Raw genomic sequence first — 13,902 nt, forward strand, 5'->3', positions numbered from 1 at the left:
ATAAATCACCCGCATAGTGAGGCAACGTTTAACGGTGTGCCGCTGATTCAAGATGTCGCTGAATGGTACTTAATACAGCTCTTTCTGCTTCTGGTGATAATTCGCCTTGTTCTGTTACGGGCAGATAAGGCCGGGCTGGTAACAATACAGATTGATCGCGGCCAGCTTTACCTCCCAATTGATGAATACGCCCGTAGACTAAGTTTGTACCGACAATTGCCGTGTGAGCATCATATCGGGTACTGACTGAACGCATCAAACGAGCAGTTTTTTGCAGTGTCTGACCACCACGTTCTTTTGCCGCCACTGAGGGTATCCATGCCGGGCGTCCTTCGGCTTCAAAGTTAAAAGCGGTTTCTGCTGACAATGTTCCAGCAATTTTACGCATGGCAAGTGTCAGATCATTAGTAGCCAATTCTAATGCCCGCAGTCCACGTCTTAGGTCTCCATCATTAATGGTGATAGTGATATTACTCATTCTGTCCTCTCAGTTCGCGGCGGGCCAGTCCAGATAGCTCCCCCTGATATCTGGCCAAATCGGGACGATATGCTGCCCCCGGCGAATATGACCAACCTACATCAGTCGCCACTTTTGTTATGCCGGTGTTGAATGTAACAACGGGCTGCATCTCACCTGTTTTTTGTGAAACCAATTTCAACTCCCAGCCCATTGCTTTACCTGAATGCATAACTTTTATCCCTCTGGCACGAACATCATCATGACTGAGGGCAATCACACTGCAACGGCAACGCCAACCATTAGGAGGGTAGAAGGCTTGCCAAAATGGGTCGTCAGAGCGAAATACCAAACCATGCAATGCGAGATGGCTCTTGCGTGTATGGTTATCGTTGATCCCTGTATACATCCAGTACGGTCGGTCATCAATATTTTCCATTTGTTCGGCCCAACGGCCTGCACTGTACAGCACCGACATGTTGGTACGAAAGATAGTCTCAAGGCGCCACGGGCTACCTTGCTGAACAGTGACACGTTCCCCTGTAACGGGGTCATCGGTTTCTTTCGTTCCCCACCACCCCTTACGTTTTAATGTTGGCTCCAGTTCCTGACGAAACCAACGATCAGTTTTGCCTTCATCTAGTGCCTGTTGTAGCGCCTGGCGAATATCTTCCAGAATATCCAGACGCGTGACTTTCGCCACCGTGAATGCACGGGCATGAGTCTCTTGCCAAAGTTCTTCCCAATCCCACGTTATCTTGTAGCCCTTAGATTGCAGATAACCAATGGCTCGTTTGGGAGGTAATGTCATGCAATACGCCAGTTCAGGCGTGGTTATACTCATGCAAGCGCCCCCAGATGTTAGACACAAACAAAACCCGTGCTAGCCGCTCTTGCAAACCATCTGCGTCCATTTGTGGATAAAGCTCAGCTAACTCTCCTATAAGATCGCTGGGATTAACACCGTTTTGAATACGATGGAACAAAGGAAGCAGCAGAGATTCCAATGATTCATTCAATGATCCTTCATTCATCAAAATATCCAGTGCTTCATCTAAGGTGTCTTGTGCTGCTAAATCTGCGTGAACAGCTTCAGAGAACGCCGGTGGGAGTGATGGAATAGGCGTGGTTGACAAGGTTGTTTCATCAATATCCCCATCCTGCAATTGATATTCGCGTTTCCAGTATTGCGGAGTAAATCTGACACCAGCCTGACTCAACTTAACATCACGATTAGCCTGTGTTTCATCTACCGATTGCTGTTCCCAAAGACGATAGACTGGACATTCAACGTTACCGAAATTCAGTTCTACAACCCAGCGTATAGCCTGATTGATGGCACTGGTGATAACGTCAGCATCAGCATCACGAATATCATCCGTTACCTCCAATCCCGCTTGTGCAGAGGCTTTATTGCTGTTTGCTTCGGTTGTTTGGTTTTGTCCCAATAACGCAATAGAGATCTCACTGCGAGCAACGGTAATTAAGTTCTGGTAAATATCACTGCTGTCTGATTTACCTGCTGCCTCTTTAATCTCAACGGAGGAATCATCAGGAATGGCGGCGACTGCATCATCAATCATCGCTTCCATCGAATCCAATAACAGATCAATTTCACTTTGTGGCGTACCTCGTGGATGCTTTCCAATCACCCACGGTGAACCATACTTCTCAGCAAAGCGCACCCAAAACTTCATGCCGCCTTTCTTAAAGGTGACGGGCCAGAAGCACATGGATAAATCTGGAAATCCATAAGGGTTGTCATAAGTAGCATCTTGACGTGGTGTTACAAATTTATAAAGAGGAACCCGTTCTCCTTCAACGCCTGCATCACGGGCACGAAAACGCAGTTGGTTATCACGGTCATAGTGGAACCAGTCAGGCGGTTTGCTAACAATATCCGTCACTGACCATGATTGATTCTGGTTCCACATCAATTCACAAGGCTGATAGCCGTATAGAACAGCGTCATGCATTTCGCCAATGATACGTGACATATCCAAGTCCGCGAGCATGTCACGGATAAAGTTAAAGACTCGCACAGGGGCATTACTACGTTCTACACCACGCTCCAGTGCTTTCACTCCGGCCTTGCGGCGGCGAATACATCCACCAACTAAAGGATCAGTACGTAATTCACGATAGACACGAATATCCCGCCCTTGGGCTTTGAGAATAGTATCAGGGTTAGGTAGATATGTGCCCAGACTGTAGAAGTCAATGGAACGGCTACGCGATGCAATTTGTTCAGTGAATGACTGCTTTGATTCGGAAAAGTTAATAAATTCTGTTGGTGAAACCCAGATACCACGAGCCATTAGTATCCCTCCAGCATACGTGCAGACTGACGGCGTCGGCGGGAATTTGCCTTCACCGGACCTTTGTTAATTTCACGGCTGGCGAAGTACGCTAGGGCAAGGGCTATCGCTGCATCACCGTGGCGCTTGCCGCCGTCCGCTTTTGCTTTTGAGCGCTGATCAGGTACACGGGGAACACCGTTAATGACCTGTACTGCTCTCAGGTCATCCAAAGTGTCTTCATCCTTTGGTAGAGCCTCCAGATTGCCGTCTTCCAGCGCAGCCTTCACCGGGGGCATATTGTCACGGTACCAACCTTCGGTGAGCATGACTTGCTGCACACGGCTGACGCCATATTTTTGCACGGCATATTCGGCCAGATAAGCACCGTTACCACGGGCATCAAAGGCTGCACCCAGCAGATTAGGAAGTCCATCCATTAGATACCAAGTGATTTGCTCCTGTTGTTTAAATGGCACGTTGCGCAGCTCCAGCACAAACGGCACTCTGCGTACCAGATTTTTTTGTTGCAGCAATGGATAATCCACGGACAAATCACCACTGCGGCCAAAATCGCGTCCCAGAAACGAACGAGCATCAGAAGGCAATGCATCTAACAACGGTTTCAGATTGGCTTTTAGCCACTCTTCGGTATCTGTGCGGCGTATTTCATCGGATTTAAGCTCATATCCTTTCGGGCAAGTCAGTCGCAGCAGTGGCGTATCGGGAGACATCCGAGATTCAATCAGAGCGCGGGACAACCATGCTCCACCACCATTAGCAGGAATACAGTCCAATTCTTCTGATGCTCCAGCTCCGTAGAACTTGTACACCGACATCATCCACTGTTGTTCAACCTCTTGTGACCATTCACGTCCGGTACGTAAGCAGACACGGTGAAATAGTCCTTCAGCCACAGCTTCCTTAAAGGTAATACGGTGGATAACGCCGTCCCTGCGTCCTGCCCGGATATCGTTCAGCAACTCATTAAACAAGTTGCTATCCCCGTTATGGGTGGAGATCACTCGCACTTTACCGCCCCAGATAAGCATGGCTAGCGCCGCTTTCAGTAATTCATCGAGCTGTTCGTGGAAAGCAGCTTCATCAATGACAATGATCCCCTGACGGCCACGCAAGTTAGACGGACGGCTAGAAAGCGCCACTACACGGAATCCAGAATCTGGAAATTTGATAGTGAAAGTTTTGATGTGCTTATCATCTTCGTCTTCTTCCCAGAACCCTTCTTCAATTTCACTGGCTGCATAGTTGAAAGCACGAGCCCACATTGCACAGGCTTGAATATATTCAATGGTCATATCTTGGTTATAGGCGATGTAATACACATTCATGCCACCCGCAGCGGCAGAAGATGCGGCGATGAGTACATTATCTGACGCTTCAGCCCAAGTAATTCCCGTTCGACGACTCTTCTCATTGACTTTAAAAGAAGACGAGTCGGCCACCCACCGTTGCTGGTATGGCAATAAGACGACAGGTGCTGCTATTGAGGAAGTATCTGGTAGAACAGGTGCAAGCTGACTCATGTCGCAATTCCCAATATTTCCCGACGTAATGCAGCAACTGCTTCGGCAGATAATCCACCTTTGCGTGCAATTTTCTCTGCATTACTTGCAGCAGCTTCAGTTCGTGCCCGGACTTCAGATTGGAATTTTTTCAGATTCACGCTAGCACGAGAAAGTGTAGCTACGTTTTTTGCCACCGTTGAAAGCAGTGTGACGCGCTCTTTTGGCGCAATCTCTCCGTTTTCAGCTTCCTGAAGTTGAATAATACTTTCAAAAAGTTCAGTCTGAATTAAAGCAATCACAGCCTCAGAACGTGCATCTTGATCATCCACGGCACCTTCTGTGAGCATCCGAGCTGCTTCTGTTGCTGCCCGTATTGCACCGTATCGCTTTTCTATTTTTTGTCCATAACGGTGAATAGCAGACTTACTGATTACATAACCTTGATCACGCAGCAAGGTTTCGAGTTCCTGGTATCCACTAAATCCTGATTCAGTCAAAGCCCGTTCCAACCAACGCCGAACGTCTTCAGGGAGTTTATCAATAGTGCTTCGACGCGCCATTATTCACTCCAGTACTTTTCAGGACGAGCAATACCAAGGCTGCATTCGACCGTATATTCAACAACATCAACACCAATACGAGTTAAGTCAGCAAACCAACTACCCGATGGCTGTTTATTGAGGTCAATTAATTTACGGTCTGCCAGATAATCCAATTCCTTCCGTAATTCCAATGCAGTGACGTCAGGATAAATCGCGCGAGATATATCCAATAACAAAGTTTCACTGGCGGTATATGGGCGGGTTTTATTCAGTGCGACCAACAGACTCCAGCGCAATGATTCACGACGAACACGAGCAACATCAATCATTTTTACCTCCGGCAATTCGGTGCTGCTGCACCATCTCTAATTTGCTGTAAAGCGCATCCAGCTTGGCTTCAATTACTGTTTGACCACGAATATAATCTTCACGGCGCACGTAATTCAGCGGCAAGTCAGCCTTAAACTGCATAAACTCACGTTCGAGCTGAGACCAATTGTCTACGGAATTTTTAAGCGCTTGCTCTAACGAGGCGTGTCTTTCCTCCTGTCGCTCTTCGGCTTTGCTGAATAACCACTTTGCGATACCAAAAACGAAACCAAGGAAAGAGAGCAGAAAACCTACGGCAGCCCAAAATTCAATCTGTAGTGTCATTGTTGTAATCCTTCGATGTAATCCAGCAGGCCATTGACCTGCGCTTTCAATGCAAGACACTGTTCTCCGTTATCGATGATATTGGCAAGGATATCTCGTTGTGTGATACCGGATGGCCGTAGTTGGGCATCAGAGCTTTCATTTCCACGGGACGCTTCATCAGCGCCGGAGGTAACGGAGGCAGAGCGAGTTTGTTCACTGGACAGGCCGAGGGCGGCGTTGTATTGCTGCATGAAGCCACGAGTAAACACACAATTAACAGGATGAAACTGTTGTTTTTCATCCATCCAACTCTGGGTAACATGGTCAATTTTCCTCTTCAGTTGTTGGTTCTGAGTGCGGAGTTGTTCAATATCGTTGAGATAATTGGCTTCTGCCTGATGCGCTGAGTTGACCTGCATTTGGTAACGTTGCTGCAAGGCATTGAGTGCTGACAGTTCCCGCTCTGTCCGTTGCTTTTCCAGCTGAAGAAATTTGGCTTTCTGCTGTGCTAATGCAGTGTTTCCTGTCTCCGTTGCTTTCTGAAAGCCTATGGTATGGCCTCTCCAGTGAGCCAAAGCGAACATACCAATTAGCAACAAAATCAATACAACAGGTTTAGCCCATAATTTAATTGGCACAGCTGGTACCTCCCCAAGCCAAATAACGGGGCGCGAGTTCCAGTAATATGCGTTTGGAATAATGTCGATTTTCTTTCCATGCTGACGCTCTACGCCCAGCATTCTGAGATTCAACATGACCGAACCAGACCCACGGATTGAGACCAACTGCCTCGGTTTTCTTCTTATCCCGTAGTAACCAGCCTAAGCCCCCATTATAGGAAGACAGCGCCATCGCCATTCTTTGGCACTTATCGGCAGCTTTAATGCGTTGCCATAGCCAATAGTCATAGTGAACCATTGCCCGTATAGACCAGACTGGGTTGAAGGGATCTTTATTGGATAATTCAGGAATGCGTTGACTAATCCAATCCGCTGTTGCGGGCATAAACTGGGCCATACCCTGAGCACCAACAGGAGAAATAGCTCGTGATTTCCAGTCACTCTCCTGATGCAACTGAGCGGCAAAATCAGCTACAGGCGCATTCAATCCCCAGATCACACGAGAAGCACGTATTAAGTCATTGCGGTATTGCCGCGAACGGTGTGGCAGTTCGTCAGCCAATGCTGGGCTGATCATACCGCTACACCACAACAGAACAATTCCGATAATCTGCCGCCAATTCATAATCACAACCCTGTAGCTACGCTCAGACAGGTGGCGGCAACAATCAGTGCACGGCGTATCAGAACGGCTGCAAACACCATATGGTAGCCAGTCTGAACGGGATATTTTCCTTTTTTCATGAGTACTTCATCATATTTCAGATACTGACCGGGCCTTGCTTTCGGGAATAAACTGCGGTCAAGCCAGTACCCCAAGACAACAGCCAAAGCAATAAGCGACAATTTGTAGATCACAACAGGGACTTGCTGAGGGGAAACTAAACCGATAGTGATCAGCAATAGAACAGCTGTTAACAACCAGCCACCGAGGCGTAATTTTTTGATAAGTGATACAAACGATTTGAAAGTTTCCACTGAACTGCCTCCGTAGTCGTTGATGGAAACAGTTTTGCCAATTTATCGGGAAAAGGATTTTAAAGGGCGTTAAGAGCGCATCAGAAAAGTAAAAGACAGGATAAGAGCGACCTGCCTAACACTCGAATACTGGGTAGGCTATCAACTCACAGGTATGTACTGTGAGTCAACCGAGGCTCTTTCCGCTATTGATTATTGATGACCGGGAAAGCCTAACTCATTTTCAGCTAATGGAAAAGGCTTACGGATAATGAAAGAACAATCTTTACCTATCGTTCCGTGGATTGGTGGTAAACGCCGATTAGCAAAACATATTTTACCGTTATTTCCTGAGCATACCTGTTATGTCGAACCGTTCTGTGGTGCTGCCGCGCTGTATTTCCTAAAAGTACCGAGCAAATGTGAAGTGATTAATGATCTTAATGGTGAGTTGGTGAATCTTTATCGCGTAATAAAACATCACTTGGAAGAGTTTGTCCGGCAATTTAAATGGGCATTGGTCAGTCGTCAAATTTATAAATGGTTGCAGATTACCCCCGAAGAAACGCTAACCGATATTCAGAGAGCAGCACGTTTCTACTATCTCCAAAAGCAGGCGTTTAGCGGTAAGGTTGCTGAACATACTTTCGGTACTTCCACCACCAGCCCACCGCGATTTAATTTACTCAGAATAGAAGAAGAGCTATCAATGGCTCACCTACGACTAGCAAGAACGATCATTGAAAATATGAATTGGGCACAATGCGTCCAACGGTACGACAGGCCACATACGCTGTTTTACTGTGATCCGCCGTATTGGGGTACCGAAGGATATGGCATAGATTTCGGACTTGAGAACTATGATCTATTAGCAGAACTAGCACATACCATCCGAGGGGAAATGGTAATTTCGGTGAACGATATTCCAGAAATGCGTAAGGCATTCAGAGGATTAAAAATGCAAGTAGTCAATATCGGTTACAACTTGAAAGTCACGGGGAAAGCTAAACAGAGTAAAGAACTGATTATTTGTAATTTCTAATAACCGAGAATGGCAAGGCAATATATTTGCTTTGCCATTTTTTACCTTTAACCTAAGCCAATAAATACGGCTCTATGACAACCTGCTGAGCTCATAGTCCCTGCCAAGTAACCATTTGTCATGAGCCAATCCACTGTATCTAGAAAAAATCTATGATCTTCTACTGTAGTACAAAGTTCGTCAGAATATGTTCCATCAGAATATTGAAGGGGTTCACCGATTATCTCTATAGATAAAAGATCTATCTTTAAAGGAAATGACTCATATAGTTTCCCAAATATAATACCTACAATTTCATTAAACTTTTCTATGTTTGTAGTAGACATAAATATCCTATGTGTTTCTAAAGTTTCAATTTCAATGTTCCACCAGGTACATTCTGTTGATCTAAACAAACAGATTGGCAAGCTGATTTAGATATAGATAAAACTGTTTCGTTATCCTCTATATCAAGAAAACAATTATTTCCATTAGCCATATAATCATTGGGAAGTTTGGCATTTTCATCAATATGAAATTTGATGGTTGTGCGTGAAGGATAACTGTTTTCATAAACTGTGATGTCAGTAAATTGATCAGCATATTTATCCAATCCTGGGCACATTTTCCTAATAGTTGGTAATAATTGATTGATAGCGGGATCATCTGTTGCTATCGAGAACACGGGAACTGGAGCTTTTTCAGACTCAATCTGAACGCTATTTTCTGTCTCATCACCACACCCCACCAAAAGAAATATTGTGGGAATTAATAAGCTACGCACAACTCATACCCTTATATGAAATAGAAAATAACTATATTTTTAAGAATTTCTACGTCGTAAGATTACATCTATGGTATCAAGAACATTCTGATTTTCATATATTATCCTATTTTCTATCTTCCTGTGCTTGTCCATTTTTTTTCCACAAAGTATTACCAGCCCGACCCAAGAAATAAAGATTATCAATGTTTTATCATTAAGTACCAATACATTAGTAAATCCTTCACCGAAAAATATCATATAAGCGTTCCATAGGGCAAACGTGAATGCTATAAGCACGAGGCTAAGTAATAGCAGGCAAGGTGTATTGATGTAATAACGCCATTTAGCATCTTTATTTTCTATAAGTAATTCTCGTTTTATAGCAAGTAATTCCCGACTATCCCTTTCATGAAGCTCACGCGGGCGAGATGGCATGGGGTTAATATTTACGACTGAACCTACATGAATAGAACCATGATTATTGCCACCAACGCTGATGGTTATTTGTCTTTCCTGCCCATCTTGGGGAAGTTGTTTAAGGCTATCAAAAACTTGTCCTGCTAATGTTTGTAATTCTTCATCTCTTCTGTCCATGCAAATCCTTTATTTTTTAATGATTAACAACCAGTTTTAATACTCTGTCAATTCTACTGTCATCGACAACCGACTCTTTAATTAAAAAGTTATATATTTTTGATGATTGTAGGACGAGTTCATCGGGCGTCCAGCGGCGATTAGCCTGTTGTGCCATCGAATCTAGTTTATGAACAATTTTTCCCAGTAATTCTGTATCTATCTCACTGTTTTTGTAAGCGGTAGAGGCTGACTGTTGAACCTGCCCTGTTATTAGGTACAACACATCAAGACCCGCTTTTGCCCAAAGGCTTATAGCATCAGCCCCTGGTGCAGATTCGTCTTTTTCCCACCTTATCTGTGATTTTCTTGATGCGCCAACCATCTCCGCGAAATCAGACTGACTAAACCCCAATCGCTCACGCTCTTTTTTTAATCTCTCACCAAGAGACATTTTTGTCACCAAAACCCTTTACAAGTCCCATTAATGGGACAATAATGTCATGTATTGTACAAACATCATTGCATTACCGGAGGCCATAGCATGACACCCGAGAAAATTAAAAGCCGTTTTCATCAACACGGCATCACTATTACCCAATGGGCACAGGAGAACGGGTATTCCCGTGAAGCTGTATACCGAGTTCTTAATGGACAATCCAAAGCTAATTACGGAAAGGCCCATGAAATAGCTGTAAAGCTAGGTCTGAAAACGCCAAGTTTAGGCATTTAAATTTAGCCTAACTATTTTATCACTTTATGTAACAGATTATCACATATTGAAAAGGGAGAGTGTGACATGCGCAAAATTAACGTTTCCAGTTCTGGTACGCGCATATTACGGGTTCTTAAGGCTCTACGTGGTCATTCCTTGTCTGGGCTGAGTAATGGTGAATTAGCGGAATTACTGGGGGAATCTCCGGCAAATATTAATCGTGCACTAAATACATTAATAGAAGAAGGGTTGGCGCAAAAACTGGGTAGCGGCAGATATGCACCCGGTATGCAATTACTGCAAATAGCACAATCGTTCTCTAATGAAATGGCTAACACACAGGCCAGAATTACAGAAATGAATCAGCGCGTTCTAGCTGGTAGCAGAAATTAATTCACAAGGGATTTACACAATGGCACGCTCAAAAAATACAACATCAGTAAAACTGGCCGAAGATGTTCAACTTGCTGACGATCTACAGGTCAATCTCAACGCTATGACAACACACCGTCTGCAAATCATGGAACAGTTTGGTGATGGTTTGCCGTATGAACGTGATCGCATCGTCCATGAAACCCGTTTCTACATGGCTCAAAGTGCTGAAGCGATGTTAGAAGCTGGGAAGCGTCTCATTATTCTTAAAGAGAATGAACCTCATGGCGAGTTTGTTAACATCGTTAAGGATCAACTCGGTCTGGAACCCCGTATTGCCCAAAAAATGGCACAAGCTGCACTCAAATTTCTTTCACCTGGATTAGAAACAAAAGCGAAAACGTTTTCGCTTTTGGGACGTTCCAAACTGTATGAATTGATGCTTGAAGACGATGATGAACTGTCTGAATTGGCTGAAGGTGGCACTGTAGCTGGTCTGACATTAGATGATATTGATCGCATGTCTGTCCGCGAACTGCGTAAGGCCCTGCGTGATACACGCGCTGATCTGGATATTTCACGCCAGACGGTACAGGAAAAAAAGGAACTTGTTAGTAGTTTGATTGAGGAGAAATCTGAAATCCAGCACAAACTTCAGCGCCGAATCAATCATGAAAAACCTGAAGAAGAAGGTGCAGCTTTGACACAAGAGGTTAATTCATTGTCTTTTGCTATTGATGCCGCTATCACCAATCTTTTCAATGGATTTGAAACGCTTAATGACCATACCACACGCACCGATATTAGTCATGTTGGGTTTATGGCAGGCGTCCTCGACGACCTTGAAGTCAAAATTCGTAACCTACGTAATCACTTTAATCTGCCTGAGTACAGAGAACACAGCATTGTTCCTGATTGGGCTAAAGAAGGTGCGGAAGCAGAAGAGGAAAGATTCGAACGACCAGAATGGATGGATAAGGAAGAGGCACATGAATAAATCTGAATTGAAAAAAATGCTTGAAAAGAAACTGAAGAAATAAGGGCAATAACATGAATACCACAATGACCGAACGATTAGTTTCTATTGCACAGGCAGCACATAAAGCCGGACATGGCAGTAAAGAAGCAATATATCGGGCGGCTTGTGAAGAGCTGTGTATGTCACGTTCAACATTGATTAAAAAACTTGGTGAAGTTTCTGGCAAAAAGCCACGCAAGAAACGTTCTGATGCAGGTAATAGCGCGCTGACACGTGAAGAAGCAACTTTGATCTCAGGGGTATTGATGGAGGCCACTCGTAATACAGGGAAACGGTTATATAGCCTCGAACAGGCCGTTAATGATCTGCGTTCAAATGGCCTGATTAATGCAGGCCATATTGATACCGAAACGGGCGAATTTTCTCCGTTATCCATTGACGCGATTAGTCGTGCATTGCGCCAGTACAAACTTCATCCTGAACAGTTGAAAGTGCCTGCGCCCAGCCTACAATTGGCTAGCCTGCATCCCAATCATGTCTGGGAATTAGACGCCTCAATTTGTGTACTGTATTACCTAAAAAACCCTAATAAAAACAATGGGTTTGACAGTGGATTACGCATGATGCCTGTGGCTGAATTTAATAAAAATAAGCCGAAAAATCTGGCTCGTATCATTAATGATCGCGTTTGGTCGTTTGAATTAACAGATCACACAAGTGGCTGGATATATGTTGAATACTTATTTGGCGGTGAAACCAGTCAGAATTTTACTTCTGTGTTGATTAACGCAATGCAAGATCGTGGTGACGCAGATGTATTACACGGTGTACCCCAAATTTTATTTACTGACCCCGGTTCTGCTTTGACAGCACCTACACTACGTAACTTGTGTAAGGCCCTAGGCATTCAAATGATACAACACAAGGCCCGTAACGCCCGTGCTACGGGGTCTGTTGAAAAAGCACGTGACATCATCGAACGCAATTTCGAATCTGGTTTACGCTTTCGACAGGTTGATGATATTGATGAACTTAACCGCCTGGCACGGCTATGGCGTATGAAGTTTAATCGCAGTGCAATACATAGCCGACATGGACAAACCCGTACAGATTGCTGGCTAAAAATCACAGCAGAACAGTTAGTAAAAGCACCTGCCATTAACATTTGTCGTGAATTGGCAATTAGCACCCCAGAAAGCCGTAAAGTACAGGCAACCTTGCGAGTATCTTTCAGGGGACGTGAGTATGACGTCAGTACTGTTCCTAGCGTGAGTGTTGGTGATTCTATCATGATCACCCGCAATCCGTGGCGTGACGAAGAGGCACAGGTAGTCATTACTGGTGAAGATGGCTTTGAGGCTTTCCATCTTGTTAATGAAGTCACTAAAGATGAGTACGGCTTTGCCATCGGCGCACCTGTAATTGGTAGTGAATTCCAAGCCATTCCTCAAACAATTGCACAATGTAATTTAGCCGAAGTTGAACAGAAAATCATGGGGACAAACAACACGGCTGAAACTGAAATAGCACGTAAATTGAAAACACTTCCCCTCAATGGTCGGTTTGATCCATATTTGGATATTGAACGTAATGATGCACCAACGTATATGCCAAAACGTGGACAAGCCTCTACGGTACATAGTCCACGAATTGAACAGCTTATGAACCCCGTTGATGTTGTCAAAATTTTACGTGAACGGTTTCAATTACATGGTAAGACATGGCGTGGTGAATTTTATCAGCAAATAGTTAAACGCTTTCCTAATGGTGTTCCAACAGATCAAATTGATGAGTTGGTTGATGAATTCATGGGGCAATCAACAACTGTTGTACGTAATATTGTTAACGGTAATTAGTTTTTCATGCTGTATATTAAGGAAAAGAAAAATGGCAATTAAAGTTCATGATCCGCTACTTTCATTGACAATTCAAAATACAACTGAGGTTTATTTATAAAAGTGATCCAATTTGTTTTCGTGAAACTCATTATAACGTAGGAAGTATATAGGATATTTTTCCAGGGAGTGATGTTGCTATCTCTTATTATCAATGGCATATGCAGAAATAAAGATAGCCGCTTAACGGGGGATTATTATGCTGGTGTTTAAACAGCAGTTACAGGCACATCAGTTAACGCAAAGTGCAGCAGCAAGTGCGGCAGGAATTTCAGCGGCGGCGTTGGCTCAAATTGTTAATCACAATATATGGCCACGACAGAACGCAGATGCAATTCGTCAGCGTATTACTGATTTCTTGGCAAAAAGAGGTATTGATACCGCAAAAAGTTTTGAGGTGGTACAAACAACCAATCAATCAGATATCTATACCGATAATAAAAATACAACCCTCATTTCTGAGGAGGAAATCATGTTACTAAAAAAACAAGTGTTATTTCCAGCTACGAAAAAGCACTTTGGTTTATTTCGTGATCCATTTGAAGA

The 13,902-nt window shown here is 44.1% G+C and carries 19 protein-coding genes and 1 pseudogene; 6 read left to right on the top strand and 14 right to left on the bottom strand.

Annotated elements, in window-relative coordinates; translation table 11 throughout:
- Positions 1-28 precede the first annotated feature (28 nt).
- Genes BA1DRAFT_RS06445 through BA1DRAFT_RS06490 form a run of 10 tightly spaced genes read right to left on the bottom strand, consistent with a single transcriptional unit; the run spans position 29 to position 7,056 of the window.
- Complete coding sequence (locus BA1DRAFT_RS06445; protein WP_036777217.1) at positions 29-478, bottom strand: phage virion morphogenesis protein; 450 nt, start codon at positions 476-478, stop codon at positions 29-31.
- Positions 471-1,301 (bottom strand): phage head morphogenesis protein, encoded by an 831-nt coding sequence (locus BA1DRAFT_RS06450; RefSeq protein WP_036777218.1) that lies wholly within the window; start codon positions 1,299-1,301, stop codon positions 471-473. The genes BA1DRAFT_RS06445 and BA1DRAFT_RS06450 overlap by 8 nt, the downstream gene beginning before the upstream one ends.
- On the bottom strand, positions 1,282-2,775 hold the full coding sequence (locus BA1DRAFT_RS06455) for a DUF935 domain-containing protein (protein ID WP_036777219.1): 1,494 nt from the start codon (positions 2,773-2,775) through the stop codon (positions 1,282-1,284). Before BA1DRAFT_RS06455 ends, BA1DRAFT_RS06450 begins: the two co-directional genes overlap by 20 nt.
- Positions 2,775-4,298 (bottom strand): hypothetical protein, encoded by a 1,524-nt coding sequence (locus tag BA1DRAFT_RS06460; RefSeq protein ID WP_011147624.1) that lies wholly within the window; start codon positions 4,296-4,298, stop codon positions 2,775-2,777. Before BA1DRAFT_RS06460 ends, BA1DRAFT_RS06455 begins: the two co-directional genes overlap by 1 nt.
- Positions 4,295-4,840, bottom strand: coding sequence for a DUF3486 family protein (locus BA1DRAFT_RS06465; protein ID WP_011147625.1), 546 nt, complete (start codon positions 4,838-4,840; stop codon positions 4,295-4,297). Before BA1DRAFT_RS06465 ends, BA1DRAFT_RS06460 begins: the two co-directional genes overlap by 4 nt.
- Positions 4,840-5,151, bottom strand: a complete 312-nt coding sequence (locus BA1DRAFT_RS06470; RefSeq protein ID WP_011147626.1) for a hypothetical protein — start codon at positions 5,149-5,151, stop codon at positions 4,840-4,842. Before BA1DRAFT_RS06470 ends, BA1DRAFT_RS06465 begins: the two co-directional genes overlap by 1 nt.
- A complete protein-coding gene (locus BA1DRAFT_RS06475) occupies positions 5,144-5,476 on the bottom strand; it encodes a hypothetical protein (protein ID WP_011147627.1) in 333 nt (110 codons plus the stop codon). The genes BA1DRAFT_RS06470 and BA1DRAFT_RS06475 overlap by 8 nt, the downstream gene beginning before the upstream one ends.
- The gene (locus BA1DRAFT_RS06480) at positions 5,473-6,096 is read right to left on the bottom strand and encodes a hypothetical protein (RefSeq protein ID WP_036777222.1); all 624 of its coding nucleotides are present in this window, start codon (positions 6,094-6,096) and stop codon (positions 5,473-5,475) included. The genes BA1DRAFT_RS06475 and BA1DRAFT_RS06480 overlap by 4 nt, the downstream gene beginning before the upstream one ends.
- A complete protein-coding gene (locus BA1DRAFT_RS06485; RefSeq protein WP_036777223.1) occupies positions 6,086-6,703 on the bottom strand; it encodes a transglycosylase SLT domain-containing protein in 618 nt (205 codons plus the stop codon). Before BA1DRAFT_RS06485 ends, BA1DRAFT_RS06480 begins: the two co-directional genes overlap by 11 nt.
- Before the next feature lie 2 nt (positions 6,704-6,705).
- Positions 6,706-7,056, bottom strand: a complete 351-nt coding sequence (locus BA1DRAFT_RS06490) for a putative holin (protein ID WP_036777224.1) — start codon at positions 7,054-7,056, stop codon at positions 6,706-6,708.
- 250 nt (positions 7,057-7,306) lie between these two features.
- Between BA1DRAFT_RS06490 and BA1DRAFT_RS06495 the strand changes: the two genes are divergently transcribed.
- Complete coding sequence (locus BA1DRAFT_RS06495; RefSeq protein ID WP_036777226.1) at positions 7,307-8,077, top strand: DNA adenine methylase; 771 nt, start codon at positions 7,307-7,309, stop codon at positions 8,075-8,077.
- 47 nt (positions 8,078-8,124) lie between these two features.
- On the opposite strand, the gene BA1DRAFT_RS06500 is transcribed toward BA1DRAFT_RS06495, so the two are convergent.
- The 4 genes from BA1DRAFT_RS06500 to BA1DRAFT_RS22545 are packed head-to-tail and all read right to left on the bottom strand — an operon-like array spanning position 8,125 to position 9,849.
- On the bottom strand, positions 8,125-8,403 hold the full coding sequence (locus BA1DRAFT_RS06500; protein WP_200868764.1) for a hypothetical protein: 279 nt from the start codon (positions 8,401-8,403) through the stop codon (positions 8,125-8,127).
- Between the two features lie 17 nt (positions 8,404-8,420).
- Positions 8,421-8,840 carry a hypothetical protein gene (locus BA1DRAFT_RS06505; protein WP_036777252.1) on the bottom strand — a complete coding sequence of 140 codons (420 nt, stop codon included), beginning with the start codon at positions 8,838-8,840 and terminating at the stop codon, positions 8,421-8,423.
- A gap of 39 nt (positions 8,841-8,879) precedes the next feature.
- Complete coding sequence (locus BA1DRAFT_RS06510) at positions 8,880-9,416, bottom strand: hypothetical protein (protein ID WP_036777227.1); 537 nt, start codon at positions 9,414-9,416, stop codon at positions 8,880-8,882.
- A 16-nt stretch (positions 9,417-9,432) separates the two neighbouring features.
- A complete protein-coding gene (locus BA1DRAFT_RS22545) occupies positions 9,433-9,849 on the bottom strand; it encodes a helix-turn-helix domain-containing protein (protein ID WP_082303644.1) in 417 nt (138 codons plus the stop codon).
- 90 nt (positions 9,850-9,939) lie between these two features.
- On the opposite strand from BA1DRAFT_RS22545, the gene BA1DRAFT_RS06520 reads away from it, so the two are divergent.
- The 5 genes and pseudogenes from BA1DRAFT_RS06520 to BA1DRAFT_RS06540 all read left to right on the top strand — a co-directional run.
- Complete coding sequence (locus BA1DRAFT_RS06520; protein ID WP_036777229.1) at positions 9,940-10,128, top strand: DNA-binding protein; 189 nt, start codon at positions 9,940-9,942, stop codon at positions 10,126-10,128.
- A 66-nt stretch (positions 10,129-10,194) separates the two neighbouring features.
- Positions 10,195-10,503, top strand: a complete 309-nt coding sequence (locus BA1DRAFT_RS06525; protein WP_036777231.1) for a helix-turn-helix domain-containing protein — start codon at positions 10,195-10,197, stop codon at positions 10,501-10,503.
- 19 nt (positions 10,504-10,522) lie between these two features.
- Entirely contained in the window at positions 10,523-11,479 is a 957-nt protein-coding gene (locus tag BA1DRAFT_RS06530; protein ID WP_036777233.1) for a hypothetical protein, read from the top strand.
- 53 nt (positions 11,480-11,532) lie between these two features.
- Positions 11,533-13,317: a DDE-type integrase/transposase/recombinase gene (locus BA1DRAFT_RS06535; RefSeq protein WP_036777235.1), complete on the top strand. Its 1,785-nt coding sequence runs from the start codon at positions 11,533-11,535 to the stop codon at positions 13,315-13,317.
- Between the two features lie 238 nt (positions 13,318-13,555).
- Positions 13,556-13,902, top strand: a pseudogene (locus BA1DRAFT_RS06540) (hypothetical protein); the annotation flags it as partial.

Origin of the sequence: Photorhabdus aegyptia (genome assembly GCF_000612035.1) — a bacterium.
In the GTDB taxonomy this organism is placed as follows: domain Bacteria; phylum Pseudomonadota; class Gammaproteobacteria; order Enterobacterales; family Enterobacteriaceae; genus Photorhabdus; species Photorhabdus akhurstii.

What these genes read in the sequence shown, in the direction of transcription:
- BA1DRAFT_RS06520 (WP_036777229.1), top strand. Translation starts at nt 9,940, where the DNA reads ATGACACCCGAGAAAATTAAAAGCCGTTTTCATCAACACGGCATCACT.
- BA1DRAFT_RS06530 (WP_036777233.1), top strand. Translation starts at nt 10,523, where the DNA reads ATGGCACGCTCAAAAAATACAACATCAGTAAAACTGGCCGAAGATGTT.
- BA1DRAFT_RS06525 (WP_036777231.1), top strand. Translation starts at nt 10,195, where the DNA reads ATGCGCAAAATTAACGTTTCCAGTTCTGGTACGCGCATATTACGGGTT.
- BA1DRAFT_RS06460 (WP_011147624.1), bottom strand. Translation starts at nt 4,298, where the DNA reads ATGAGTCAGCTTGCACCTGTTCTACCAGATACTTCCTCAATAGCAGCA.
- BA1DRAFT_RS06510 (WP_036777227.1), bottom strand. Translation starts at nt 9,416, where the DNA reads ATGGACAGAAGAGATGAAGAATTACAAACATTAGCAGGACAAGTTTTT.
- BA1DRAFT_RS06485 (WP_036777223.1), bottom strand. Translation starts at nt 6,703, where the DNA reads ATGAATTGGCGGCAGATTATCGGAATTGTTCTGTTGTGGTGTAGCGGT.
- BA1DRAFT_RS06445 (WP_036777217.1), bottom strand. Translation starts at nt 478, where the DNA reads ATGAGTAATATCACTATCACCATTAATGATGGAGACCTAAGACGTGGA.
- BA1DRAFT_RS06465 (WP_011147625.1), bottom strand. Translation starts at nt 4,840, where the DNA reads ATGGCGCGTCGAAGCACTATTGATAAACTCCCTGAAGACGTTCGGCGT.
- BA1DRAFT_RS06495 (WP_036777226.1), top strand. Translation starts at nt 7,307, where the DNA reads ATGAAAGAACAATCTTTACCTATCGTTCCGTGGATTGGTGGTAAACGC.
- BA1DRAFT_RS06470 (WP_011147626.1), bottom strand. Translation starts at nt 5,151, where the DNA reads ATGATTGATGTTGCTCGTGTTCGTCGTGAATCATTGCGCTGGAGTCTG.
- BA1DRAFT_RS06535 (WP_036777235.1), top strand. Translation starts at nt 11,533, where the DNA reads ATGAATACCACAATGACCGAACGATTAGTTTCTATTGCACAGGCAGCA.
- BA1DRAFT_RS06475 (WP_011147627.1), bottom strand. Translation starts at nt 5,476, where the DNA reads ATGACACTACAGATTGAATTTTGGGCTGCCGTAGGTTTTCTGCTCTCT.
- BA1DRAFT_RS22545 (WP_082303644.1), bottom strand. Translation starts at nt 9,849, where the DNA reads ATGTCTCTTGGTGAGAGATTAAAAAAAGAGCGTGAGCGATTGGGGTTT.
- BA1DRAFT_RS06450 (WP_036777218.1), bottom strand. Translation starts at nt 1,301, where the DNA reads ATGAGTATAACCACGCCTGAACTGGCGTATTGCATGACATTACCTCCC.
- BA1DRAFT_RS06500 (WP_200868764.1), bottom strand. Translation starts at nt 8,403, where the DNA reads ATGTCTACTACAAACATAGAAAAGTTTAATGAAATTGTAGGTATTATA.
- BA1DRAFT_RS06455 (WP_036777219.1), bottom strand. Translation starts at nt 2,775, where the DNA reads ATGGCTCGTGGTATCTGGGTTTCACCAACAGAATTTATTAACTTTTCC.